Genomic DNA, 23,125 nt, shown 5'->3' with positions numbered 1-23,125 from the left:
AATACCATGAAAAAGTGGATGAAAATTTCGATCTGGGTGGTTTCCATTTTCGTCATTGCAGTGTTTGGGTATGCGACGTATCTATACCAATCCGTCAAATCTACGGCTGATCAGATCTATGAGCCGCGTGATCCAGCTCAGCCCGTGTCCATATCGGACAGTAGAGGCGGGCTGCCTGTTGATATTAATAGTAAAGAGCCCTTCAATGCTCTTATTCTCGGGGTGGATGAACGCCCGAACGATCCAGGGCGCTCGGATACTATGATCGTATTAAGTGTGAATCCTGGCAAAAAACAAGTGCTTATGTTTAATATTCCGAGGGATACACGAACCGAGATTGTAGGCCACAACACAGAAGACAAAATCAATCATGCTTATGCCTTCGGCGGTGTAGACATGTCGGTGAAAACCGTGGAACAGTTTCTGGATGCCCCTATTCACTATTACATGAAGGTGGACATGGAAGGCTTTGCGAAAATCATTGATTTGGTCGGCGGTGTGGACGTAAATAATCCGTTTGCGTTCGATTACGACGGCCGACGTTATGAACAGGGAAATATTCATCTGGATGGTGTGGCTGCGCTTGGTTTTTCAAGAATGCGGTATGATGATCCCCAAGGAGACTTAGGTCGTAATGGAAGACAGCGTGAAGTATTGAAGCAAATGATGAAAAATACAATGCAGTTCTCCAGTGTACTCAACCTTCAAAATATGCTGGATGAGCTCGGGACACACGTTAGGACGGATCTGACGTTTGATGAAATGAAGGAACTCATTCTGGATTACCGCAGTGATCTTGAACATATTGATACAGTGGAAATCAAGGGCAAGGGCGAAAAAATCAATGGTATTTACTATTACATTGTGGAACAACAGGAACGGGATCGCATTCATGGAATAATTCAGGAGAATTTGCAGAAATAAAGGTTTTGGATTGGGCAACGAAAGTGGTGATGACAATACGGATGGAGGAGGGCTCCAGAAAAAGGAGACACGGACGCAAACGGAGATTATACGGTTTTATCTTATCCTTGTTGCTGGTTGCAGTTTGGATTTTGGTGATTTGGTCCATGTCCAAACAATCATACCAACAGCAGACCATTCAGCCTTGGCTGCATCAATTGTCCGAAAACGTCAAAATCGGATTCGCCTTGCCTGATGTACACTTCACTTACGGAGAGAATGACTATTCATTGAGACAGAGACCGTATGATTTTGCCGAGTTTATCTTTCGCAAGAGTGCACACTTGTTTGTCTATGCTGTGCTCGCAGTACTTGTCTACGGTGGACTGCGATACAGGAAAATGCGAATGGTGACCTCTATCGCTGCTTCGCTGGTTGTGGTGGCTATAATAGCCTCGATCGATGAATATATACAGCAGTTCAGCCCCAATCGAACAAGTTCGATACGTGATATCGGTGTGGATCTGATGGGAGGCTTCTTCGGAATTGCAATATATGTAATGACGAAGACAGTGATCTGTAAATTAAGGTCTCGCCGATATTCGAGTTCTTGAGGATGATCTTAAACAAAGGGATTTCCCAGGAAATGCTCTTGTTCCTCCAGCTTCTACTTTCCTGCTATTCATCATAAGAATGGAGTAGGACAGGAGGGACGAACATGCTGCGCAGACGCAATCGAAATGCCTTGTTCAAAAAGATCGGATTCATCGCACTTGTGCTGTTGCTGCTATGGTTAATAGGCAGAACGATCCCATATCTCTTTCGTGCAGATGCGCCGGACGACGCTGCTTCGGTGGTTGAAGAGTTTTACAAGTATGAGCAGGCGGGCGATTTCGGCAGCTCATGGGAGCTGTTTCACCCATTGATGAAAGAGCGTTTCTCCAAAAGTGCTTATTTGCAGTCCAGGGCTCATATCTTCATGCAGCATTTTGGCGTGGAAACCTTTGAGTTTGAGATGGGAAAGCCCGAGCGGGAATTTGATGTAACGGTGATGGATGGCGTAAAGCCGTTTCCCGAGGCATACAAGGTCGGAATAACCATGAAGTACAGAAGTACCTTTGGGCAATTGGACATTGTACAGACCTGTTACGTCGTGCAGGATGGACAGGAGTGGACACTGCTCTGGTATTACCCTGGCAAGGGCGATGAACAGCATTCAAGTGAGGGCAGCGAGTGATCCCCATGATGTGGGTTGGCAGTTTAATATACACCTATACTTTGCATCATATTGTATCATTGTTCCTAATCTAAGCTCTATAAATGCGAGACTTTTGTCGCATTTATAGAGCTTTTTTTGTGTTTTACTCCATTTCAAAGCCTGAAAGGGCTTGACAATAGTCCCGGGGTCAAGTAAATTACGAGGTAGATACAAAATGTATCAAAATTCAGCTTCTAACGACAAATAACAGGGACTACATTGCTCCTTGTTGAGGGGAAGGAATTTCTGTGATCGAAACGAGCCGCTTTTACTGTGTCAGTTGTGGGATGATTGTGTCGGTTGGTAGAGGCTCTGTCGAATTAAAGGAAGAGGGCTATGGAGGCAATCACGTATTTCGCACCGGATTTTACCGGAGTGAGATGCCGCTTGGATGCTGTGGAGCGTGTCAGATCCATATGAAGCGTAAAGAGAACACCCAGTTTACGGGACATTATACCAAAGATTATGATACACTATGTTCATATGAGAGGCGGGCATGATTTATTAGCCTGTCGATGAGGGAGGGAATTGCATGCAGCAGGAGCCGGTCGTCCGACTTCAGGGCGTCAGTAAAATCATATCTTCCCGATCGTTGGTCAGCGACCTGACTCTGGATATTTCTCCGGGGCAGGTTTTTGGTTTTTTAGGGCCTAATGGTGCCGGGAAAACAACAACGATCCGGATGATGGTTGGACTTATGTCCATTAGTAAGGGAGATATTTTCATCTCGGGACATAGTATCAAAAATGAATTTGAGCAGGCGGTGGCCCAGGTAGGTGCCATTGTAGAGAATCCGGAAATGTACAAATTTCTCACCGGATATCAGAATCTCGTCCATTTTGCCCGTATGTCGCCAGGGATTACCAAGGAACGCATTGCGGAAACCATTGAGCGTGTGGGGCTTACCGCCCGAATTCATGATAAGGTGAAAACCTATTCTCTGGGCATGCGTCAGCGTCTTGGTGTCGCCCAGGCCATATTACATAAGCCGAAGCTGCTTGTGCTGGATGAGCCAACCAACGGCCTTGATCCGCAAGGGATTCGGGAACTACGGGATTATCTTCGTCAGCTCACCCGAGAAGAAGGCATTACGGTCTTTGTGTCCAGTCACCTGTTGTCAGAGATGGAACTCATGTGTGATACGGTCGCCATTATCCAGAATGGTAAGTTGATTGACGTGAGAAACCTCAAAGCTGAAGCTGGAGCAGATGCACTCGCGGAAGTGGCCTTTGAGGTAAATGATACACAGCGTGCCTCAGAACTTATTCAGGATGCGACTGTTCAAGGCAACATGCTTGTGGTGCGCCTGTCGCGTGACCAGATTCCGGATTTCAATGCCAGACTGGTAAGTGAAGGTATTCAGGTATACGGTATCCGCAACGTAACACATACACTCGAAGATCAATTTTTACAAGTGACTGGGGGCGGAGGTATTGCCTAACTTTGGAAATCTGTTGTTGAATGAAAATATGAAAATCTTCCGGCGTCCCCGTACCTGGATTATGCTTTCATTTTTGGCTTTAATTTCGCTGCTGCTTCCGGTCCTGTTGAGAGAAGGCATGGGAGGCGGTGACGTATACTTCTGGGAAGCGGCAATAACGACGGTTCAGATCGTATTCTTCCTGAATACCATCTTCTGTGTGGTCATTGCGGCTGAAGCGGTAGCTGGTGAATTCACATGGGGCACAATTAAATTGCTGCTTATTCGTCCGTGGTCACGCAGCAAAATTCTGGCTTCAAAATACATTACGGTTCTGGGATTCAGTCTGCTCAGTACAGTGCTCATTCTCTTGCTCGCAACGGGAATGTCCTATGTTCTGTTCTCCCATGATGGAAGTGCAGCTGGAGGCGTAACCTCGGCATCGTATGCCTTTACGTTATGGGCATACCTGTATGTTGATCTGTTTATTACGCTGGCCATTGCCTTTATGGTCTCCTCCGTGTTTCGTTCGGGAGCACTGGCCATTGGCCTGTCACTGTTTATCATGTTTACCCAGAGTATCTTTGCCTTGATCTTCAATCCGGCTCGCTATGACTGGGCCAAATATGTACTATTTAATAACATGGATCTCAGCCGGTATATGAATTCGGGAATGGACCTCGGATTGTTCGGCGGGGGGAACGCGGGAATGACCCTTGGCTTCTCGGTTGCCGTACTCGCCGTGTACTATGTGATTTTTATGGTTGTTTCGTGGGTTGTATTCAGCAAAAGAGATGTGGCAGGCTAACCGCCTGCTTCTTTTTTTTGCTCATTTTTCATCGGCAAGAGTAAGGCTCTTCACGTTAACTGACATGCAATGTGGCAATACTTGCATTTAAGGGTACATATAATCAGGTGACTGAAGAAGGCATATCAGATTATAGCCCAGTGCTGGCAGAGCAGTGTATGGAGGGGATCGATTTCTTGATAAACAACAAGTTCTACCGAATTTGCACAGCCATTATTTTGCTGCTGCTCATTGTGTATTTGGGAGATAAGGTGAATTTTATTTTTCGCCCGTTAACATCACTAATACATATCATTATTATTCCGCTGTTAATCGCGGGCTTTTTCTATTATTTGCTTCGGCCGCTTGTTGATTTCATGGAACGACATCGGTTGAAAAGGGCCCTATCTGTTCTGATTATTTATGTTGTGATTGCCCTGCTGATTGCCGGGTTTAGCGTGCTCATATGGCCGTCACTTCGTGAGCAACTGTGGAACTTTATTGAAAATACGCCAGCTTTGATAGCCTCACTTAGTGCACAGCTAAACGAATTGGAGAGAAGCGGATTCCTGTCCAAATACTTGCCGGAGGACTCGGATCTTGTTTCAAGATTTTCCGAATTCCTGACACAGGGAATTACACAGGTAAGTGATTATCTGTCCGGCCTGTTCTCGGTTGTATCCAATCTGGTCATCATTTTGGCCACTTTTCCAATTATGCTGTATTACATGCTTAAGGAAGGCAGCAAGTTTGGCATCAATCTCACCCTGCTTTTGCCGAGACGTTATCGGAAGGACGGAGAAGAGACCGTTCACGAAATTGATGAAGCGCTGAGCAATTTTATTGTTGGGCGAGTTATTGTCAATGTTGCACTCGGGATCCTGATGTACATTGGTTTTCTCATCCTTGGTTTGCCATATGCGTTATTGCTGACGGTAGCTTCCATCATATTGAACTTTATTCCTTATGTGGGTGCCATATTGGCAGCGATACCTGTCGTGATTGTGGCCTTTATTGAATCTCCGTCGATGGCGATCTGGTCGCTGATCATTATTGTCGTTGCCCAGCAGATTCAAGATAACCTGGTATCTCCCTATGTATATGGCAAGCAGCTGGATATTCATCCGCTGACAACGGTTATTCTGTTGCTCGTGGGTGCCGACTTGTGGAACATTTTGGGTATGATCATCGTTATTCCGCTATATATGATCCTGAAAATTATAGTTCGCAAAATCCATTATCGGATTGTCGAAGATAAGACTGAACTTTGAATGGAATGTAAAATACAACACGGTCATGTGCCTCCACTCATATTTGCTCAACAGTGACATAAGACTAAGCTCATGAAGATAAGCCGCATATCAATGGTGAAGGGTTAGGTAAGCCTGCCCCTGCCATTGATATGCGGCTTTATTTCCATGCGCATTGCCCCTTTATGTTATATCTGTTATACTTGATATATAACAGACAACAAAGAAGAAGGTGAACTCTTGATTATTCAACTTGACATGCAGTCCGAGCTTCCCATTTATTCTCAACTGGTTTATCAAATTATCGAAGGCATTGCTAGTGGTGAGCTGCAGCTAGGTGAGGCGCTACCTTCAGTTCGGAATTTGGCAGCAGATATTGGTGTTAACCTTCATACGGTCAATAAGGCTTATACACTACTCAAGCAAGATGGGTACATACTAATTCACAGACAAAAGGGAGTTGTAGTAAACCCTGATGGAATGCCTGGTCTAACGGATGATTTTTTGAAAAAGCAGCAAGGTGAATTAAGACCGATTATTGCCGAAGCGATATGTCGAGGAATGACCAAAGAGGAATTATCTGCGGCATTAGATCAAATCTATGATGATGTAAAAATGGGGCACAACAAGGAATAAACGAATAAGGGAGTGTGTTATGTATGCAACTATTTAGTATTTTATCTGTCGTCTTAATCTTTGCTCCATTAGCCTTACTTTTCTCCTTTACACCTTATATAACAAGAGAAACCATTAGCTTTGGGGTTACGGTAAGCGAATATAATTACTACACCCCCATCTTACGTAAGTTACGTAAAACGTTTGCTGCAGTAAGTCTGATCGGAAACGGGATGGTTATACTTGTCTGCCTTTATTTACTCCGATCTGCTAATGAAGAGTCTACTGCAATAATCATCGGTATTTGCACCATGATGTTTATTGTGTACTGGGTAGCACTACATCTAATTTTTCATTTCAAGATGAAAAAGTTAAAGGGAACACTTCCAACTGCAGAAGCTCCTCAACGGGTTAAAATTGATACCACCTTCCGCCAAAATAAGCTCACGTACTCCAACTACTGGTTTCTCATTCATATGGCTGTTATTGCAGCCGTTGCGATCATTTCGATCCTGAATTATGATGCACTACCTAACGTCATTCCAATGAAATATGATCTTCAGGGCAATGTCACCTCCAGTGTGCCTAAAACCTACCTTTCGGTACTGGCTATTAATCTGGTACAGCTAGGAATCATTGCACTCATGATGCTGGTGAACTGGAGTATTAAAACAAGCAAACAGCAGCTTACCACGACTGATCCTGCCCAATTTGTTGCTAAACATATTCAATTCCGCCGTAAATGGTCTCTATTTACGATAATAACAGGGCTTCTACTTACTATATTATTTGCATTCATTCAGATTAATATGTTCGTCTCCAATCTGGTCTTGTTAACTGCTATCAGCTTCATCGTCCCTGTGGTGATCGTGTTGGGCGCTGTATTGCTGTCTCTCACAGGCAGACAAGGCGGTGGTGAAATTCGAAATCATCAAGAGGGTAGCGAACGCTCTAAGGAGCAGCCTGTGAATGATGATAAGCATTGGAAGCTGGGTTTTATTTACTTCAATGCGAGTGATCCCTCTTTTACCGTAGAAAAACGTTATGGAATAGGCTGGACGATTAACTTCGCTCGTCCACTATCTTGGGTCCTGTTGTTACTTATCATTGCTATTGTTGTTATAAGCAGAGTTCTGAGCCAATAAAGGCTCATAGATCTATGCATATCATATAAATGATTAGGAGGAGTTATTACGATGAACAATTGGAAAAAGCTATTATGTTCTCTTACTTTCGTATGCCTTATCCTGCCGGTAACATCCATCTCAGCAGCTGCTGAGAAACCCGTTGATCATGAAAATCTAGTTCCTGTTCGTGAGATTGCAGCAAAGAATGGGGCAGAGGTATCTTGGCAACAAAACACAGGACAAATTACAATACGAAAAAATGAGCTTACGATTGTAGTTAAGGTAGGGGAGAAACAGGCGATGGTGAATGGGCAAGTCATTCCCTTAGACCATCCTGTTCAGTTAACGAAAGGGGTTACCTTTATGGATGGGGGATTTCTTACCGAGGCACTGAAGGCAGCACCTGAGGATATATTCATTTCACTTATAAGTGAAGGGGATGGCAAGGAGGCTGCCAAGTATGTTCATACCTCTGTGAGTGGAGTGTTGTCACCCGCGTTATTGAGTCAGCTATGGTCAGCATTAGAAGGACAAAATGGCAAAATTACAAGTAAAGCCATAGCTAAACATGTGGAAAATAACACAGTGCATCGCAATGTTACCTATACTTTTGAAACAGAGCTTACTCGTTTAAATATTACGGTCAGAATGAATCATAACGGACTGGTGGATGACTTGTATGTTGCGGCGGCTACTCCAAATGTATATCAAAAACCAAGTTACGACGATCCATCTGCGTATACAGAACAAAAGATTACGGTTGGTCAGGATGATCTAGCTTTACCAGGGACATTAACCTTGCCCAAGGGAGAGGGACCTTTCCCGGTCGTCATTCTGGTACACGGCTCAGGGGCTAGCAATCAAGATGCTGCCATTGGTGGGGCAAAGCCATTTCGCGATCTTGCGGTAGGTTTAGCTTCACAGGGAGTTGCTGTATTAAGATACGATAAGGTCACATATGAGTATACCTATAAGGTTGCTTCACAGCCAAAATTCACATTAAAACAAGAAAGCGTAGATCAGGTAACCGATGCAGTAGAATTACTTAAAAAGAATGCACATATTGATTCTACAGCGATTTTTGTAGCTGGACATAGCCAAGGCGGGTTTGCAATGCCGTTAATCATTGCTGAGGATAAACAACATGATATTGCAGGAAGCATCCTACTTGCTGCACCAAGTAGTAGCTTTGTGGATGTGCTTACCGAGCAGCAGGACGAATTGGTAGATCGGATGAAGCAGCTTGGTTTAGACACGAAGATCATTAAGGAACAAGCTGATTTTTATAAAAATGTTGCTGCGATCGTTAAAGATCCTCAATATTCTGTAGATCATCTTCCTGAGGCGTTCCCACTTCAACCTGCTTATTGGTGGTTTGAGCAGAGAGATTATGTGCCTGCGGAACTGGCTAGAACACAAAGTACACCGATGCTTATTATACAAGGCGAGAATGACGTGCAGGTGTCTATGGATCAATTCCAGAATTGGAAAACGGCTCTTCAAGGTCATTCCAATGTAACGTACAATAGCTATCCAAAGGTAAATCATCTGTTATCCAGCTATGATGGACTTTCGATTGGTCAAGAGTACGCTGAGCCATCTAATGTCTCCAAAGCCATTATCGATGATATTGCGAAGTGGGTATTAAACGTTGAGTGATAACATGGGGAAGTGACATATTGAACGGAAAATATAAGAAGAGCACTTACCGATGTAGGTAAGTGCTCTTCTTATTATCTATGGAGTTGCTTTATTTAGCTTAATTAGGCCTCTTTCTCGTCTTCATCGGTATAATCGGACATGACGAGTGGTTCTTTAGGTACAACAGCCACCTTGTAGAAACGGTTTTTGTCTTTTTCCAGTAGCACAAACGTCAGGTTTTCGAACTCATACTCATCCTGCTCGTTCATCTCTGGACGATGGCTGTAGAGCCATCCGCCAATGGTGTCCCACTCATCTGCATCCAGACTGGACATAAACATGTCGTTCACCTTTGATAAGGAAACCTTGCCATCCATAATGACATAGTTCTCATTGATGACCTGGATATCCTCCACTTCGTCTGCGTCGAACTCGTCGCGGATCTCACCAACAATCTGCTCAAGCACATCCTCAATGGTTACAATTCCGGAAGTTCCGCCATATTCGTCGACAAGTACGGCGATATGTACGCCATCCTTTTGCATTTTCTTGAGCAGATCCTTAACCGGAGTTGTTTCGTGAACAGCCGATACAGGCTGAATCAGGGAAGACAGATCGACAGGTTCGTCGTTTCCGTAGAGCTCCAGGAAGAACTGTTTGGTATTGATGATACCAATGATATCGTCCTTGCTCTCATTCACAACCGGGAATCGGGTGTACTGCTCTTCCCGGATAATTTCCAGGTTTTCTTCATTTGTTTTATTGACATAAAGGCAGACCATATCGGTCCGGGGTACCATGATTTCTTTGGCGAGCATCTCATCAAAAGCAAAGATCCGGCTGACATAACCGAACTCCGCCTGATTAATTTTGCCGCTTTCGAAGCTTTCATTAATGATAATTTGCAGTTCTTCTTCTGAATGCGCCTCTTCATGCTCGGACGCAGGCTTGATTCCAAACAATTTGACCAGTTGATTCGCCGAGCCGTTCAACAGCCAGATAAAAGGATACATAATTCGGTTAAACCAGATGATAGGTGTAGACGTCAGCAGAGCAACCGTTTCAGCTTTGCGGATTGCAATCGTTTTGGGAGCAAGTTCACCAACCACAACATGCAAGTATGTAATGGCAACAAAGGCAATAACAAACGATAAGAATGATGAGAGCGCCTCAGGCATACTTAAACTTTCAAACACAGGGTGGAGAATTTTCTCTACCGTCGGTTCACCAAGCCATCCAAGACCGAGGGATGTAATGGTAATCCCGAGCTGACATGCGGACAGATATCCATCCAGGTTGGCGACAGCCTGTTTGACAGCTAGAGCACGCTTGTTTCCTTCTGCAATCATTTGATCAATCCGGCTTGGACGAATTCGTACCAGGGCGAATTCCACCGCAACGAAAAATGCTGAAAATCCTATCAAAATCGCAACCAATACTAAATTTAACGCATACCTCTCACTGTCCATTCACTACTCTTCTCCTTTAGGTAATAAGTTTTTAACGAATATTATATCGAATTTAACGCCAGAAGACCACCTTCAGGGGAGTTGAAGAGGAAGACTATGGAAGGGCAATTGCCCAAAACGGCGCTGTGACGCGGTTTCTCAGACGCAATGATGAATATGTAGATGCAAACACAGTCAGAATAGACAACCATTTCTGAGGAAACGGAGGGCAAAAAAGCCTAAGGGTAGTTTGTGTATGTAAAGTTTTATCTATGCGAACGTTACGAATGGACCTAACATTGGGTATCTATGATTAGCTATATCCTTTATCGTCAAAACTGATGAAGTGAGAGAGAAAGAGAAGATTGTCACCGAGGGGGAAGCCTGATGTTTTGGCTGGTCATCATATTGATTGTGTTTATTTTTCAGGCAGCCACGATTTTGTTGCTGGAATTTCGTAATCCGGCAAAAGCAGTAGCTTGGCTGTTTATTTTATTTTGTGTCCCACTCGTTGGGTTTGTTGTGTATTACTTTGTAGCACAAGATTACAACAAACGAAAGAAGGTCCGTAAGGCCGGTTCGAGAATCTTTCGGGAAATTAGGGAGACAATCTGGGACCAAGCTCATATCGTAGAAGATGCATCGCAAATGCCGGATAATCGTTTTAAACACCAGCAGCGGTTGTTCAATTTATTGTCTCATCTGTCGGAGAGCCCCATAACCGGTTGTAACCACAGCAAAGTATTGACGAACGGAGAAGAGGCATTTGCTGCGATGCTGCATGAAATGGAAAAGGCGAAACATCATTTACACGTGGAATTTTATATTTTTCGTGATGATGTCATAAGTACCCAATTTCAGGAATTGATGATCCGCAAGGCACAAGAAGGGGTTCGAGTTCGATTTATTTGTGATGGTCTGGGCAGTCATAAAATGAGCTGGAGCTTTATCCGCAAGCTGAAGGAAGCGGGAGTGGAGTTTCACTTCTTTCTTCCACCATTGATCGCTACGATTGATCGCAGGGTGAACTATCGCAACCACCGTAAGATTGTCGTTGTGGATGGCAAGGTAGGATTCGTGGGCGGGATTAACGTGGGCGATGATTATCTTGGGCAGTATCCGAATATTGGATTTTGGCGGGATACCCATGTGCAGATTGAGGGAGATGCTGTTTATTTCCTACAGAATACATTTCTTAATGACTGGAAGCTTGCTTCTGGAGAGCAGATTTCCGAACCTCATTTAACCGAATTGTTCCCGCCCCACATATGCAGCGGTGAAGAACGCATTCAAATTCTTGCCAGCGGTCCCGACCAGGAGTGGGATGCGATTCAGGAAATGTGTTTTGGAGCCATTTCGGTGGCCTGTAACCGGATTTATATCACGAGTCCTTACTTCATCCCGGACCCTGCTCTGTATGAAGCGCTTAAGACGGCAGCCGTAAGCGGGGTGGATGTTAAAATCATCATTCCGTATCAGTCTGATTCCCTGCTTGTCCATTTAGCCTCACTCTCGTACGTTGAGGAATTACTTCGTGCAGGAGTGGAGTTTTATCAATATCGAAAAGGGTTTGTACATGCCAAAGTCATGATTGTGGATGAGCTTCTTGCAACCGTGGGGACAGCCAACATGGATATGCGCAGTTTTTTCTGCAACTTTGAGTTGACCGCTGTCTTGTTTGAGTCCTCCTCAATGAATCGGCTTATTGAAGATTTTGAACGGGATCTGCAGGAATGCAGCAAAATTGATCTGGAAGTCTTTCAAGGGCGTTCGAGAAGACAAAAAGGGGCGGAAATGCTTTCTCGCATGCTTTCTCCGCTGCTTTAGCCGTTTTAGGTTCGATTTCTGAAGATAAATTCACTTTTTTTGAATTTATCTTCTTTTTGCTAACTATTTTGCTCAAATTTGATCTTTTATGATATAATAAATATATAAATCATGTCTTGGCGAAGGAGGGGAGTCTGCGGGAAACAGGCTCCCTTTTGCTCTCTTTTCGAAGTGTACACCTGAATTAAGACATATTTGAATCCATTTCATATAGCCTTTAGATGCTTATACAGAAGGGTGCGTATAGAGATAAGCGAGATCGTTTTCTACTATATGTAGCTTCCCCGTTGGTATTTAAATGATTTATGAAATTGATTCACATATTGATCAAACGGGGGGGATACCATGTCCAATGTAACGGTTAAAGAAATAACATCGAAGCCGGATCGGAGTGTAAAAAGCTCGGTATTTACGCTGAAGCTCCTGCAACGTATTGTAATGATTTTGATTGGTGCCGCACTGATGGCCGTATCACTTGAAATATTTCTCGTGCCCAATGGTGTAATTGATGGTGGGATTACGGGGATCTCGATTATGGTGTCAGAGCTCACGCATCTGCCGCTGGGGATTTTCCTGACCTTGCTCAACTTGCCGTTCCTGATTTTGGGTTACAAACAAATTGGTAAAACGTTTGCGCTGTCCACATTGCTCGGTATCGTTGTCATGTCCATCGGAACGTCATTATTGCACCATGTTCCTGCATTGACGCCTGGTGAACCGCTGCTCGGAGCTGTCTTCGGCGGATTAATCCTGGGGGTCGGTGTGGGTCTCGTTATCCGGTCCGGGGGATCGCTTGATGGTACGGAGATTGTGGCCATCCTGCTTAGTGAGAAATCACCGCTGTCGGTCGGGCAGATCGTTTTGTTCATTAACGTGTTTATTTTCGCAGGCGCAGGATTTGTATTCGGTTGGCCGAATGCCCTGTATTCCATGATCGCCTATTATATTGCAATGAAGATGATTGATATCGTCAACGAAGGTCTGGATCAGTCCAAATCGGTATGGATTATCAGTGAGAAATACCGGGATATCGGTTCAGCACTGACAGACCGCCTTGGTCGTGGGGTTACTTTCCTGGATGGGGAAGGCGGATTCAGTGGAGATGAGAAAAAGATTATCTTTGTGGTCATTACTCGTCTGGAAGAAGCGAAGCTGAAGTCTATCGTGGAAGATTGGGACCCGCATGCCTTTGTGGCAATCGGTAACATTCATGACGTGAAGGGCGGACGTTTCAAGAAAAAAGGTATCCATTAGCGAGTCTTATCCGATGTAAGAAGCTTATAATAACAAATGAAAAAAATAGCCGGCGCCCTTGGTTTGAGGGATGCCGGCTATTTCTTTTTGAGATGCTGCGTAATTAATTCCACTGGCTGCGGCTCAACACTGGCAATGAGATCACCTACCTGCTGCAGCCGTTCCACAATATTCATCAAGTGATAATCCTTAACCGACACATTGTTCCGAACTTCATCCCACGTAAGCGGGGTGGATACGGTACCTCCGGGTTTGGCTCGCGGTGTGTACGGAGCTGCGAGGGTTTTGCCGCCATAATGCTGCAGGTAGTCAAAATAAATGCGATCGCCCCGGTCTTTTTTGAGCCGTTCCAGTGTGAACAGGTCCGGATGCTTCTGAGTGACATACTTGCCGACAAAATGACCAATATCCCGCAGCTCATCAAAGGTGACGCCCTGACGGATGGGAACGATGATCTGTATGCCTGTGGCACCTGAAGTTTTGGGTACAGAACGGAGGCCAAGGGAAGTCAGCGTTTCACCTACTATTAAAGCAGCCTGCATAATACGCGGCTCCTCTTCAAGAGAGGGGTCGAGATCAATCATCCATTCACATGGGAGATGGCTGCCTACAGCATGTAAGGAGGGATGGAACTCCAGGGCGGCCAGATTCCCGAGCCACAGCAGCTCCGGAAGACCGTCCATGACGATATAGCGGATGCCTTCGTGGATCTCGGTACGTACGAAATCAGGAATGGGTTCAGGAGCATTTTTTTGATAAAAAAATTCACCGCCTGCACCATGCGGATATCGGATGGTTGTCAGGAGGCGGTTCCTGGTGTACGTCAGCAGAAAGGGAGCAATAGCGGCAAGCTTCTGCAAATAGATGGCTTTTGTTACTCCTGCTTCAGGCCACAGCAGTTTATCCGGATTGGTTACAGTAAGCTCTATTCCTTCGATGGTAATGGTACCTTTGATCGTACGGGGCATATGGACGCCTCCTTTCATGATATAGATCTAAGCCAATATCACGCGCGCTTACTACACTCCATTCATGAGTTGGCTGGCAAGACAGTCTTCCCGAGATACTTCCGCGAATGCTTGTATACTCGGATGGCGTAGGGTGCGATGCTGGGTCAGTTCCATGAATTGCACTTTGACTCCGATCTGGGGCTTGATCCATGTCGTTTCGGAGCTTCGTTCGGGCACGTTATGGAACGGCCGCTCCTCTTGAATCAACGGTTCGACTTCCTCGGTCAGTTTACGCCAGCTGGCTGAGTTCAGTTTACCTGTGCCGACATGACCAATATAGACAAAATGAGGCCCATCATATACACCAACCGCAATGGCGTTAACGACGCCGCTCCGGTAGGTAACCCCGCCAATCATGGCATATAGATCATGCATGATTTTAACCTTTTGCCAGCGCTGATCCTTGCCATTGATACCGTAGGTACTTGTCAGGTCTTTACAGACAATCCCCTCCATCTGATGCTGTCTCATAACGGTGAGCAGAGAAGCCGCATCGGAGGTATTGGTCACCTCCTGAACGTGTGAGCCCGGGTTGAGGACACGATGCAGCAGACGCTGGCGTTCTGCAAGTGGTTGATCGGTGACCCATTTTCCATCACAGTACAAAATATCGAAAACCATATAAGTCACTGGAATCCGGTACACGGCTTGGGCGATCCCGTCTGGTTTGCTCATGCGGTCCCGGCGCAGCACATGGTAAAAAGAAGGTTTTCCCGTTTCAGGGTCAAGCGCAATCACTTCGCCATCCAGAATGTAGGAGGGGACGCTGCACAGATTGCGGTCAGAGACCAGTTCTGGATACTGAACTGTCCGGTCGTGCAGTCTACGGTTAATTAATCGGAGTTCATTGCCATCCTCGTACGCAAGCATGCGAACGCCATCCCATTTCACCTGGGCAATCCAGTTAGGTCCGTTTGGAATCTTATCCCGGGATATAGGTTCAAAGGGGATCAGAGGCTTAAACATGTGCAGGGCTCCTTTCGGGTGGCATTATTGAGCAAACGTAATCAGAAGTGCTTACCTGTTATAGCCTTCTCGTTTTGAAGCAAGAGACTTCAATTTATGTACCAAAATAAGCAGCACAGGAAGTGCGATGCCGCACGTAAGATCCCAGTCGATCCAATAAGGGATAATGACTTTGAGATAAAAGACCTCATCCGGAGCGATCAGAATGGACATGGCCAAAATCAAAAAGGCTGCAGGCAGGATAAGCTTACGGTAGCTGGAAAGTCGGAACAGGTTCGTAACCCCCAGGATAAAGCTGTAGAAGAACAGAATGCTTTTGAAATAAACGGCGATAATCCAGACGGATGCCATAAAGGCTTCAATCCGCTGCAGAAAATTGCCTATATTTATCTTTTGCGACAGCTGAAATGAGGCGAACCAGTGATGCTGCGTCATGAATGGCCCCATGACGAGCAGACAAATGGTCAGCGTCAGTGTAAGCATCAGGCCACCAATAAGTCCTGTCAGAAGAATATCCTTCTCCCAATGTGGCTCCTTCTTGGCATAGGGAAATAGCATCAGGAAGATGCACAACTCGCAATAAGGATAAGTCAGCACAGCGATAAAGCCTCGAAATGGATCGACCAAGCCATGGGCAAGAACAGGCTGGATGTTGTCCAGCTTCAAGTGAGGCAGCAGACAAACCGTCAGAATAACCAGAAAAAATACGATCAAGGGAAGAAAGAGCTCTGCACTCCTGGCTATACACTCCAGTCCGCATATGAGTCCCCATACGAGGGAGAAGACAAAGAGCAGATGCACAACCAAGAGCGGTGATTCGCTCAAAATCTGGGTAGACATGAAATCCCCGATTTCTCTGACAAATGTCGATGTGCTTATCAAAAAGTAAAACAAATAAAAACAACTGAACAAGGCCCCGATCCAAGGTCCCAATGTTCGAAGAGCATTTTCGATCAGATTGAGTTTGGGGTGAAGCTTATAGGCGACCAAAAAAATGAACAGAATCCCCATACCCCCGGCGACACCGAGTAAAGCGGATATCCAAGCATCTTCGTGGGCGAATGAGGTGATCATGGCCGGAAATACAAGTATTTGTTCACCAATTGTGCAGAGGAACATTAAGGCGGCAAGCTGCCTTACAGTCAGACGTCCCTTTTCAACCATGTGGGTTCTCCTTCATCGATCGAGCTGGATATTAGGTTAGGATGCGCCAAATTCACCATATTTATAATAAATAAAGCCCGGACGAGGGCATCATCTCTAAATCAAAGGATTAAGAGATGTACACTGTCCGAGCTTCCTCGGTATGAAACGGAAGATCAAAAAATGATGGAGTAACCCGATTATTCTGCTGTAACCAGCCGTATACGGATATTCTGCGGATCAATGGTAAACCATTGACCGCCCAGTTCTTCAAGTGTGGCACCTTGCGTGCGCAATTGTTCCAGCGCTTGCTGCAGTTGTTCTTGTCCGGCGTATACGATGGTAAAGTAGTCGATTCCCGTAGCCTGGTTCGGATTCGCAGGAGCGCCTGTGCCTGCCCAGATATTCAGGCCGATATGGTGGTGATATCCACCTGCCGAAACAAACAAGGCTGACATGCCTGCAAAATTGCCAACGACGTCAAAGCCGAGCACACCCGTGTAGAAACGACGGGATTCCTCCAGGCTGCGTACATGAAAGTGTACATGACCAATAACGGTTCCGGCCGGCAGGCCATGCCATGGCTCATTCTCCGAGATATCGAACAAGCTCTGTACATCCACCGGATCGCTCGCCATGATGTAGTTGTTGTCAGTATCACGTCTCCAGGTATCACGCGGACGGTCAGCGTAGATTTCAATGCCGTTTTGATCCGGATCGGAAATATAAAAGGCCTCACTCACCAGGTGATCTCCTTGGCCGATTTCAATGCCGGAAGCGGCGAGGTTGCGGAGTGCAAGCCCGAGGGACTTGCGATCAGGCAGCAGAATGGCAAAATGGTACAAGCCCGCGTGAGAGCGAACAGGCAATGTCACCGCATCTGTCAGTTCTTCCAGGCGCAGCAGCGACGTTTTGCCGTCGGCGGTCATCGTTGCGACCTTATCCTGGCGTTCTAATAAACGAAGTCCAACCACCTCGGTGTAAAATTGAATGGAGCGCTCCAGGTTGCTTATTCGCAGGCTTACTTCACCTAAGTGAGTCGTTGCAGGGATCTGGTATGGGGTAGTCATCATCATTTCCTCCTCATATAAAAAAAAGTTTAAGATCATCTCATCTAAATTGCGTTAACAAGTATAGGTACGTTAGATCATTCTCGCTTTGGATCCTATAGGATAAACTTTATAATGATAAATAAGTTACTTTTCATAAGTTAATATAAAATATAAATCTTCTTTCGTCAATTGTATTTTCACGTTTCGAGCAAACCTAAACTAGGACATGAGGGCTTATAAAAAAATAAAAATCCGGCTAACGGAGCCGGATGGGTCATATCGTAAAGATTTTGTTCGTTATGATTTGGGCTTGGAAGCGGCTCTTTTCTTTTTGGCTGGAGCTGCTTCGGTATCGCCTCCGACCACGGCTTGCACAGCTGTCTTTTTGGGAGCGCGTTTTTTGGGTTTGGCTGTCGTTGTTCCCGGGTCTGCAGGGATGGGCTTGACTGCCTCAATGCTGGCTTGAAGGGCTGCCATCAGATCCATGACATTTGCTTCCGGTTTAGCCGGCGCAATCTTGATCTCTTCACCCGCGACTTTGTGATTGATGAGATCCAGCAGTTTATTGCGGTAATCGTCTGTATATTTGCCGGGTTCAAAAGGCGTGGACAGTTGATCGATCAGCAGCTTTGCCATCGTCAATTCCTTATCATTGACATTTTGAACTTCTGGCAAGTTTGGTACTTGTGAGACCGGACGAATCTCATCCGGATAGAAAATGGTTTCCATGGAGAGACAATCCTCCAGAACCCGAATGGCAGCGAGGCTGCTTTTGGAACGAATGGAGACCTTGGCGATGCCGATTTTGCCTGTATCCCGCATGGCTGTCATCAGCAGCTGATAAGCGTTACCGCCGGCCTGATCGGGAGAGAGGTAATAGGTTTTTTGAAAATAGATGGGATCGATCTCCGTCAAATCCACAAAATCCAGGATGGTAATGGTTTTGCTGGCCGAATCATTCAGTGCCTCCAGCTCATCTTTTTCGAACAGGACAAATTTTCCTTTTTCGTATTCATAACCCTTGGTGATTTCTTCCCACTTCACGTCCACCTCACAGGAAGGACATTGGCGTACATAAGCGAGCGGGCTGCCGCAGACCTTATGGATATATCGCATGGAGATGTCTTTGTCTTCGGTAGCCGAGAACATTTTGACAGGGACATGCACGAGACCGAAGCTAATTGCACCTTTCCAGACCGTATGCATGAGTCGGCTCCTTTCCGGGATACCTTTTTTTATTATGTAGTATGGGCATTTCCGTGTCTGGATAATCGCTTACAGGATGAATTCGTATGGTTCGGGCTGACTGGGGGATGATAACAGAAACATGCTTGAACAAGGTATTGAGTCTTAAGCATGTGAGTCAGGAAGTGTATGACATCGAACAAGCTGGGAGGTGCCGAAATGAAGAACACTAGGGATGAAGAAGAAGCGCACAAACGTACCTTTTCTCCATATCCCATTGCCGGGGCAGAGGATGCTGAAGAATTTTACACGCCAGCTGCAGCGGTGAACTGGGAAGCGGTGACTTCCGAAAAGTTGCCACTTGATCGGGAGTCCTTCATGCTCGACATTGACCGGATGGTGAATGAAGGGTTAGGTGGAGGTCAGGTTACGGAGGATAACGGGTTTATTGGTGAGAGTACGACGGACACGATGATTCGTGAACCACATGATGATCCGGAAGGAGAGTATGAATAAGATGATGGATGTGAAACGCGCCAAGGCAATTTACGATTCGAAAGATACCATTGCCGTGACACTTGAGGGGGATCCGGTCTGGATCGAACATGTGGATGAGGCTAATGGAATGGCAACCGTTCAAGTAGGCAGCAATCCGGGTAATACACAGACGGTTCGTGTGGATCGCCTGGAGGAGTAGAGAATAAGCGCAAGGATGTCCAGGTAAGGCCGGTGCCGTCAGGTGCCGGTTTATTTGAGTTTGTGAAGGGTAAGTTCCTCTTTTGCCTCGCATCCCCGATGCTTGCGGGGGAAGAAAGGGACCGATATAATAAGGTTCAAAGTGAACTCAGGCGGTTGACCGCCAAAGGTGGGGCGTATAGTGAATAAGACGCATGAGCAGTGGGTGTATCAATCCCATGGCATTGCAGATACAGAAGCGCTTGCATCCGCACTTGCTGAACAGGCAACGGCCGGAATGGTCATTGCACTCGACGGTGATTTGGGTGCGGGCAAAACAGCATTTTCACAAAAGTTTGCCTGGCATCTGGGTATACGTGAAGTGGTGAACAGCCCCACGTTTACGCTGATTAAGGAATATGAAGGGCGTCTGCCTTTATATCACATGGATGTGTATCGTATTTCACTGGAAGAAGCGGACGAGCTTGGACTGGATGAATACTTCTATGGAGCCGGAGTCAGTCTGGTGGAGTGGTCCAGTATCATTCCCGAACTGCTGCCGGAAGACCATTTGCATGTACAGATCGAAACAACCGGTCCGGAGGATCGCACGATTACGCTGGATGGGTACGGTGAAACTTATGCCGCCATGTGCCGGCAGTTCAGACAGAATGGAGTCAAATGATGATGGAAGATTTACAAAAAAAGCCGCGTCAGCGGTTTTTGGCGTTGGATACGTCCACTGCGGTGATGGCTGCCTCGGTGATGGAAGATCACGCCTTGCTGGAGGAGCGAAATGAACGTGCCGAACGGAATCACTCCGTGCACGTCGTGCCTGTAATGGAGCAGCTGCTGGCAGCCAGCGGCACTGCACCTGGTCAGCTGAACGGCATTGCCGTAGGCATCGGCCCAGGCTCATACACAGGTATCCGCATTGCGGTAACAGCGGCGAAGACACTCGCCTGGGCATGGGACATCCCCGTTGCCGGGGTGTCCAGCCTGCAGGCGATGGCCTGGGGCGGCTGGCATCGCGGCCTCGCGGCCAAGGCTGAAGCTGCGGCAGATGAACCTGCCGCAGCAGGGGCTGGCGGAACGCCATCCGCGGACCATGGCGGCACAGGTGCCGCCCCAGTCCACTGGATCGTTCCGCTTGTGGATGCGCGGCGCGGCCAGGCCTACACCGCGCTGTTTGCCTCCGCCGGGAGCGATGCGCCCCGGCGGCTCGCGCCAGATGCCATCCGCCTGATGGACGGATGGCTGGAAGCCCTCGCCGCCCGCATGGCGGAGGCGGCGCCGGAAGAGCGGCCCGCAGCCGTCTGGATTGTCGGCGAGACGGGCCCGCATGCGGCAGCAGCGGCTGAGCTTCGCTGCCCTGCAGATACGGCGCTCCAGCTCGTTCCCTATGAGCTGGAAGGCCGCTGGATCGGGCGCCTTGGCGCCGAAGCGCTGCTTGCAGGGCAGCGCGATGATGTGCACGCGCTGGTGCCCAACTACACCCAGCTGGCCGAAGCGGAAGCCAATCTACTGCGCAAAGGCTGAAAGAAGGGTGGCGAGCGGATGGACGATAAGGAAAGCAGCATACAGGATGCAGCACTTCAGTTCAGACTCATGACATTGAATGATATTCCGGATGTCATGGTTATTGAACATGAGGCATTTACGATGCCCTGGACGGAAGAAGCGTTTCGAAACGAATTAACAAATAATCATTTTGCCAAATATATGGTCATGGAACTGGACGGCAGGGCTATTGGATATGCCGGGATGTGGACCATTATGGACGAGGCTCATATTACCAACATTGCGGTAAGACAGGCTTACCGGGGTCGCAAGCTGGGGGAGAAGCTACTGGATGAGCTTATGAAGACAGCAGCATATCTCGGCATGGAGCGAATGACACTGGAAGTCAGGGTATCGAACCTGGTTGCCCAGCGTTTGTATGAGAAAAAAGGGTTTGAATCGGCAGGTCTTCGCAAAGGCTATTACTCCGACAATCAGGAGGATGCGATGATTATGTGGGCGAATTTGCCGCCTGCTGGCCGGAGCGGCGAAGAGGAAGGAAGCGTAACGGATTCATGAACGAACTGAGTGATAAACAACAATCAACTCCATCCTATATATTGGCGGTGGAGACCAGCTGTGATGAAACATCGGTTGCCGTGGTCAAGGATGGAAAGGAAGTATTGTCCAACCTGATCTCGAGTCAGATTGAGACACATAAGGCATTTGGTGGAGTTGTGCCTGAGGTTGCTTCACGTAAGCATGTTGAAGTGATTACCTTGATGATGGAACAGGCGATTGAACAATCCGGTATCCGTCCAAGAGACCTGAGCGCAATCGCCGTAACGCAGGGACCTGGTCTGGTGGGTGCATTGCTGGTAGGTATCGTTGCGGCCAAAACGCTTGCCATGGCTCTGGGCAAACCGCTGATTGGCACGCATCATATTGCTGGCCATATCTATGCCAACCGGCTTACACATGAATTGCAATATCCTGCGATGGCTTTGGTTGTGTCTGGTGGACATACGGAGCTAGTGCATATGGAATCCGAGGGTAAGTTCAAACTGATTGGCCGTACGCGGGATGATGCCGTAGGTGAGGCTTATGACAAGGTAGCACGTGCCTTGGGGTGCCCATATCCGGGGGGCCCTCATGTGGACCGGATGGCGTCTGAAGCAGAACAGGTTGTGCCCTTACCTCGGGTGTGGCTGGAAGCGGGTTCTTATGATTTTAGTCTCAGTGGATTGAAATCTGCTGTGCTGAACGCCCTCAATCAGGCCAAAATGCGTGGAGAAACGCTGGAACCGTCTGCTGTTGCACGCGGATTCCAGGAAGCAGTGGTTGAAGTATTGGTGGAGAAAGCTGTGCGGGCCGTTCGTGAATACGGATCACGCCAGCTGCTGCTGTGCGGAGGCGTTGCGGCTAACCGCGGTTTACGCTCGGCTCTGCAGGAGCGATGTGCCAAGGAAGGGCTTGAATTACTGATTCCGCCGATGGAGTACTGCACGGATAATGCAGCCATGATCGGAGCGGCCGCGTATTTGAAATGGCAGCGGGGTGAAATCTCGGAATTTGATGCCAAGGCAGATCCGGGATTATCCTTGGAGGCATGGTCTGTTCAGACTGTGTAGCCGGACATTTGAATTATAGAGTTGACAGCAGCATGTGAAGAATGTATATTAGTTACAAATTTAAACAGGATATTGAAGTCCTGAACCGAAAACGCAATGAACAGGAATATTAAGGTTAATCCGGGTCTTAGAGAGCTGCGGGGTGGTGCAACGCAGTCGAAGGAAACCTGAAACTCGCCTGGAAGCGGAACGATGGAACACGGAAACTCCTTGGGAGGATCCGAAGGCCGAACAGGTCATGAGAAAGTACATCGTTACGGATTGCCTCCGTGATTGGGCCGTTGCTGTGCAGATGACCTGAATGTCAGGTAAGAACTCGGCAATAACAAAGGGGATTTTTCATCCTAGAGGAAATAGATCCGTATGGACGCATACGGTAGCTGCCTTGGGAGCATGGAAAGTCAACAAGAGTGGTACCGCGATGGCTACAGCC

At 47.0% G+C, this 23,125-nt stretch carries 23 protein-coding genes and 1 other annotated feature (1 of these 24 only partly in view); of the genes, 17 read left to right on the top strand and 6 right to left on the bottom strand.

Translation table 11 applies throughout. The features are described from left to right. The first annotated feature begins 6 nt into the window (after positions 1–6). From ABIC22_RS03565 to ABIC22_RS03525, 9 genes are all read left to right on the top strand, one after another. The gene (locus ABIC22_RS03565; protein ID WP_127538134.1) at positions 7–924 is read left to right on the top strand and encodes an LCP family glycopolymer transferase; all 918 of its coding nucleotides are present in this window, start codon (positions 7–9) and stop codon (positions 922–924) included. Positions 925–953: 29 nt separating this feature from the next. Continuing rightward, positions 954–1,517, top strand: a complete 564-nt coding sequence (locus tag ABIC22_RS03560; RefSeq protein ID WP_354485833.1) for a VanZ family protein — start codon at positions 954–956, stop codon at positions 1,515–1,517. A 104-nt stretch (positions 1,518–1,621) separates the two neighbouring features. Then, entirely contained in the window at positions 1,622–2,140 is a 519-nt protein-coding gene (locus ABIC22_RS03555; RefSeq protein WP_354478301.1) for a hypothetical protein, read from the top strand. 553 nt (positions 2,141–2,693) lie between these two features. Continuing rightward, positions 2,694–3,602 carry an ABC transporter ATP-binding protein gene (locus ABIC22_RS03550; protein ID WP_154892635.1) on the top strand — a complete coding sequence of 303 codons (909 nt, stop codon included), beginning with the start codon at positions 2,694–2,696 and terminating at the stop codon, positions 3,600–3,602. Continuing rightward, positions 3,595–4,389 (top strand): ABC transporter permease, encoded by a 795-nt coding sequence (locus ABIC22_RS03545; RefSeq protein WP_095289004.1) that lies wholly within the window; start codon positions 3,595–3,597, stop codon positions 4,387–4,389. The genes ABIC22_RS03550 and ABIC22_RS03545 overlap by 8 nt, the downstream gene beginning before the upstream one ends. Before the next feature lie 176 nt (positions 4,390–4,565). Next, positions 4,566–5,639: an AI-2E family transporter gene (locus ABIC22_RS03540; RefSeq protein ID WP_354478297.1), complete on the top strand. Its 1,074-nt coding sequence runs from the start codon at positions 4,566–4,568 to the stop codon at positions 5,637–5,639. A gap of 219 nt (positions 5,640–5,858) precedes the next feature. Then, a complete protein-coding gene (locus tag ABIC22_RS03535; protein ID WP_354478294.1) occupies positions 5,859–6,254 on the top strand; it encodes a GntR family transcriptional regulator in 396 nt (131 codons plus the stop codon). Between the two features lie 23 nt (positions 6,255–6,277). After that, positions 6,278–7,378, top strand: a complete 1,101-nt coding sequence (locus ABIC22_RS03530) for a DUF1648 domain-containing protein (protein WP_354478291.1) — start codon at positions 6,278–6,280, stop codon at positions 7,376–7,378. 51 nt (positions 7,379–7,429) lie between these two features. Further along, positions 7,430–9,019: an alpha/beta hydrolase family protein gene (locus tag ABIC22_RS03525; protein WP_354478288.1), complete on the top strand. Its 1,590-nt coding sequence runs from the start codon at positions 7,430–7,432 to the stop codon at positions 9,017–9,019. Positions 9,020–9,123: 104 nt separating this feature from the next. Here ABIC22_RS03525 and ABIC22_RS03520 read toward each other — a convergent pair whose 3' ends face one another. Next, the gene (locus ABIC22_RS03520; RefSeq protein WP_354478285.1) at positions 9,124–10,470 is read right to left on the bottom strand and encodes a hemolysin family protein; all 1,347 of its coding nucleotides are present in this window, start codon (positions 10,468–10,470) and stop codon (positions 9,124–9,126) included. A gap of 366 nt (positions 10,471–10,836) precedes the next feature. Here ABIC22_RS03520 and cls point away from each other — a divergent pair, with 366 nt between their 5' ends. After that, positions 10,837–12,276: a cardiolipin synthase gene (gene cls, locus ABIC22_RS03515; protein ID WP_354478282.1), complete on the top strand. Its 1,440-nt coding sequence runs from the start codon at positions 10,837–10,839 to the stop codon at positions 12,274–12,276. Between the two features lie 345 nt (positions 12,277–12,621). Then, positions 12,622–13,530 carry a YitT family protein gene (locus ABIC22_RS03510; protein ID WP_127538146.1) on the top strand — a complete coding sequence of 303 codons (909 nt, stop codon included), beginning with the start codon at positions 12,622–12,624 and terminating at the stop codon, positions 13,528–13,530. Positions 13,531–13,607: 77 nt separating this feature from the next. Here the strand turns inward: ABIC22_RS03510 and ligD are convergent, their stop codons facing one another. The 5 genes from ligD to ku all read right to left on the bottom strand — a co-directional run bounded on the left by ligD (position 13,608) and on the right by ku (position 18,907). Further along, positions 13,608–14,498, bottom strand: a complete 891-nt coding sequence (gene ligD / locus ABIC22_RS03505) for a non-homologous end-joining DNA ligase (RefSeq protein WP_095289012.1) — start codon at positions 14,496–14,498, stop codon at positions 13,608–13,610. A gap of 51 nt (positions 14,499–14,549) precedes the next feature. Next, entirely contained in the window at positions 14,550–15,506 is a 957-nt protein-coding gene (locus ABIC22_RS03500) for an ATP-dependent DNA ligase (RefSeq protein ID WP_354478279.1), read from the bottom strand. 51 nt (positions 15,507–15,557) lie between these two features. Further along, positions 15,558–16,670, bottom strand: a complete 1,113-nt coding sequence (locus ABIC22_RS03495) for a GerAB/ArcD/ProY family transporter (RefSeq protein ID WP_354478276.1) — start codon at positions 16,668–16,670, stop codon at positions 15,558–15,560. A 179-nt stretch (positions 16,671–16,849) separates the two neighbouring features. Next, positions 16,850–17,719: a VOC family protein gene (locus tag ABIC22_RS03490; protein ID WP_354478273.1), complete on the bottom strand. Its 870-nt coding sequence runs from the start codon at positions 17,717–17,719 to the stop codon at positions 16,850–16,852. Between the two features lie 279 nt (positions 17,720–17,998). Then, positions 17,999–18,907 (bottom strand): non-homologous end joining protein Ku, encoded by a 909-nt coding sequence (ku, locus tag ABIC22_RS03485; RefSeq protein WP_127538150.1) that lies wholly within the window; start codon positions 18,905–18,907, stop codon positions 17,999–18,001. Between the two features lie 198 nt (positions 18,908–19,105). On the opposite strand from ku, the gene ABIC22_RS03480 reads away from it, so the two are divergent. The 6 genes from ABIC22_RS03480 to tsaD all read left to right on the top strand — a co-directional run bounded on the left by ABIC22_RS03480 (position 19,106) and on the right by tsaD (position 22,692). Continuing rightward, complete coding sequence (locus ABIC22_RS03480; protein ID WP_354478270.1) at positions 19,106–19,402, top strand: hypothetical protein; 297 nt, start codon at positions 19,106–19,108, stop codon at positions 19,400–19,402. A gap of 4 nt (positions 19,403–19,406) precedes the next feature. Beyond that, on the top strand, positions 19,407–19,583 hold the full coding sequence (locus ABIC22_RS03475; RefSeq protein WP_127538296.1) for an H-type small acid-soluble spore protein: 177 nt from the start codon (positions 19,407–19,409) through the stop codon (positions 19,581–19,583). Between the two features lie 180 nt (positions 19,584–19,763). Further along, complete coding sequence (tsaE, locus tag ABIC22_RS03470) at positions 19,764–20,246, top strand: tRNA (adenosine(37)-N6)-threonylcarbamoyltransferase complex ATPase subunit type 1 TsaE (RefSeq protein ID WP_154892624.1); 483 nt, start codon at positions 19,764–19,766, stop codon at positions 20,244–20,246. A gap of 2 nt (positions 20,247–20,248) precedes the next feature. Next, positions 20,249–21,100, top strand: a complete 852-nt coding sequence (tsaB, locus tag ABIC22_RS03465) for a tRNA (adenosine(37)-N6)-threonylcarbamoyltransferase complex dimerization subunit type 1 TsaB (protein WP_354485831.1) — start codon at positions 20,249–20,251, stop codon at positions 21,098–21,100. An 18-nt stretch (positions 21,101–21,118) separates the two neighbouring features. Next, entirely contained in the window at positions 21,119–21,640 is a 522-nt protein-coding gene (rimI, locus tag ABIC22_RS03460) for a ribosomal protein S18-alanine N-acetyltransferase (RefSeq protein ID WP_336781105.1), read from the top strand. After that, positions 21,637–22,692, top strand: coding sequence for a tRNA (adenosine(37)-N6)-threonylcarbamoyltransferase complex transferase subunit TsaD (tsaD, locus tag ABIC22_RS03455; RefSeq protein WP_354478266.1), 1,056 nt, complete (start codon positions 21,637–21,639; stop codon positions 22,690–22,692). Before rimI ends, tsaD begins: the two co-directional genes overlap by 4 nt. Positions 22,693–22,779: 87 nt before the next feature. Next, positions 22,780–23,125: a binding site (T-box leader), on the top strand (it continues 13 nt past the right edge of the window).

It is taken from the genome of Paenibacillus sp. PvP094, from assembly GCF_040546835.1.
Taxonomy (GTDB): Bacteria; Bacillota; Bacilli; order Paenibacillales; family Paenibacillaceae; genus Paenibacillus; species Paenibacillus illinoisensis.
The sequence above is the reverse complement of the archived record's forward strand: the minus strand, read 5'-3'. Positions and strand labels throughout refer to the sequence as shown.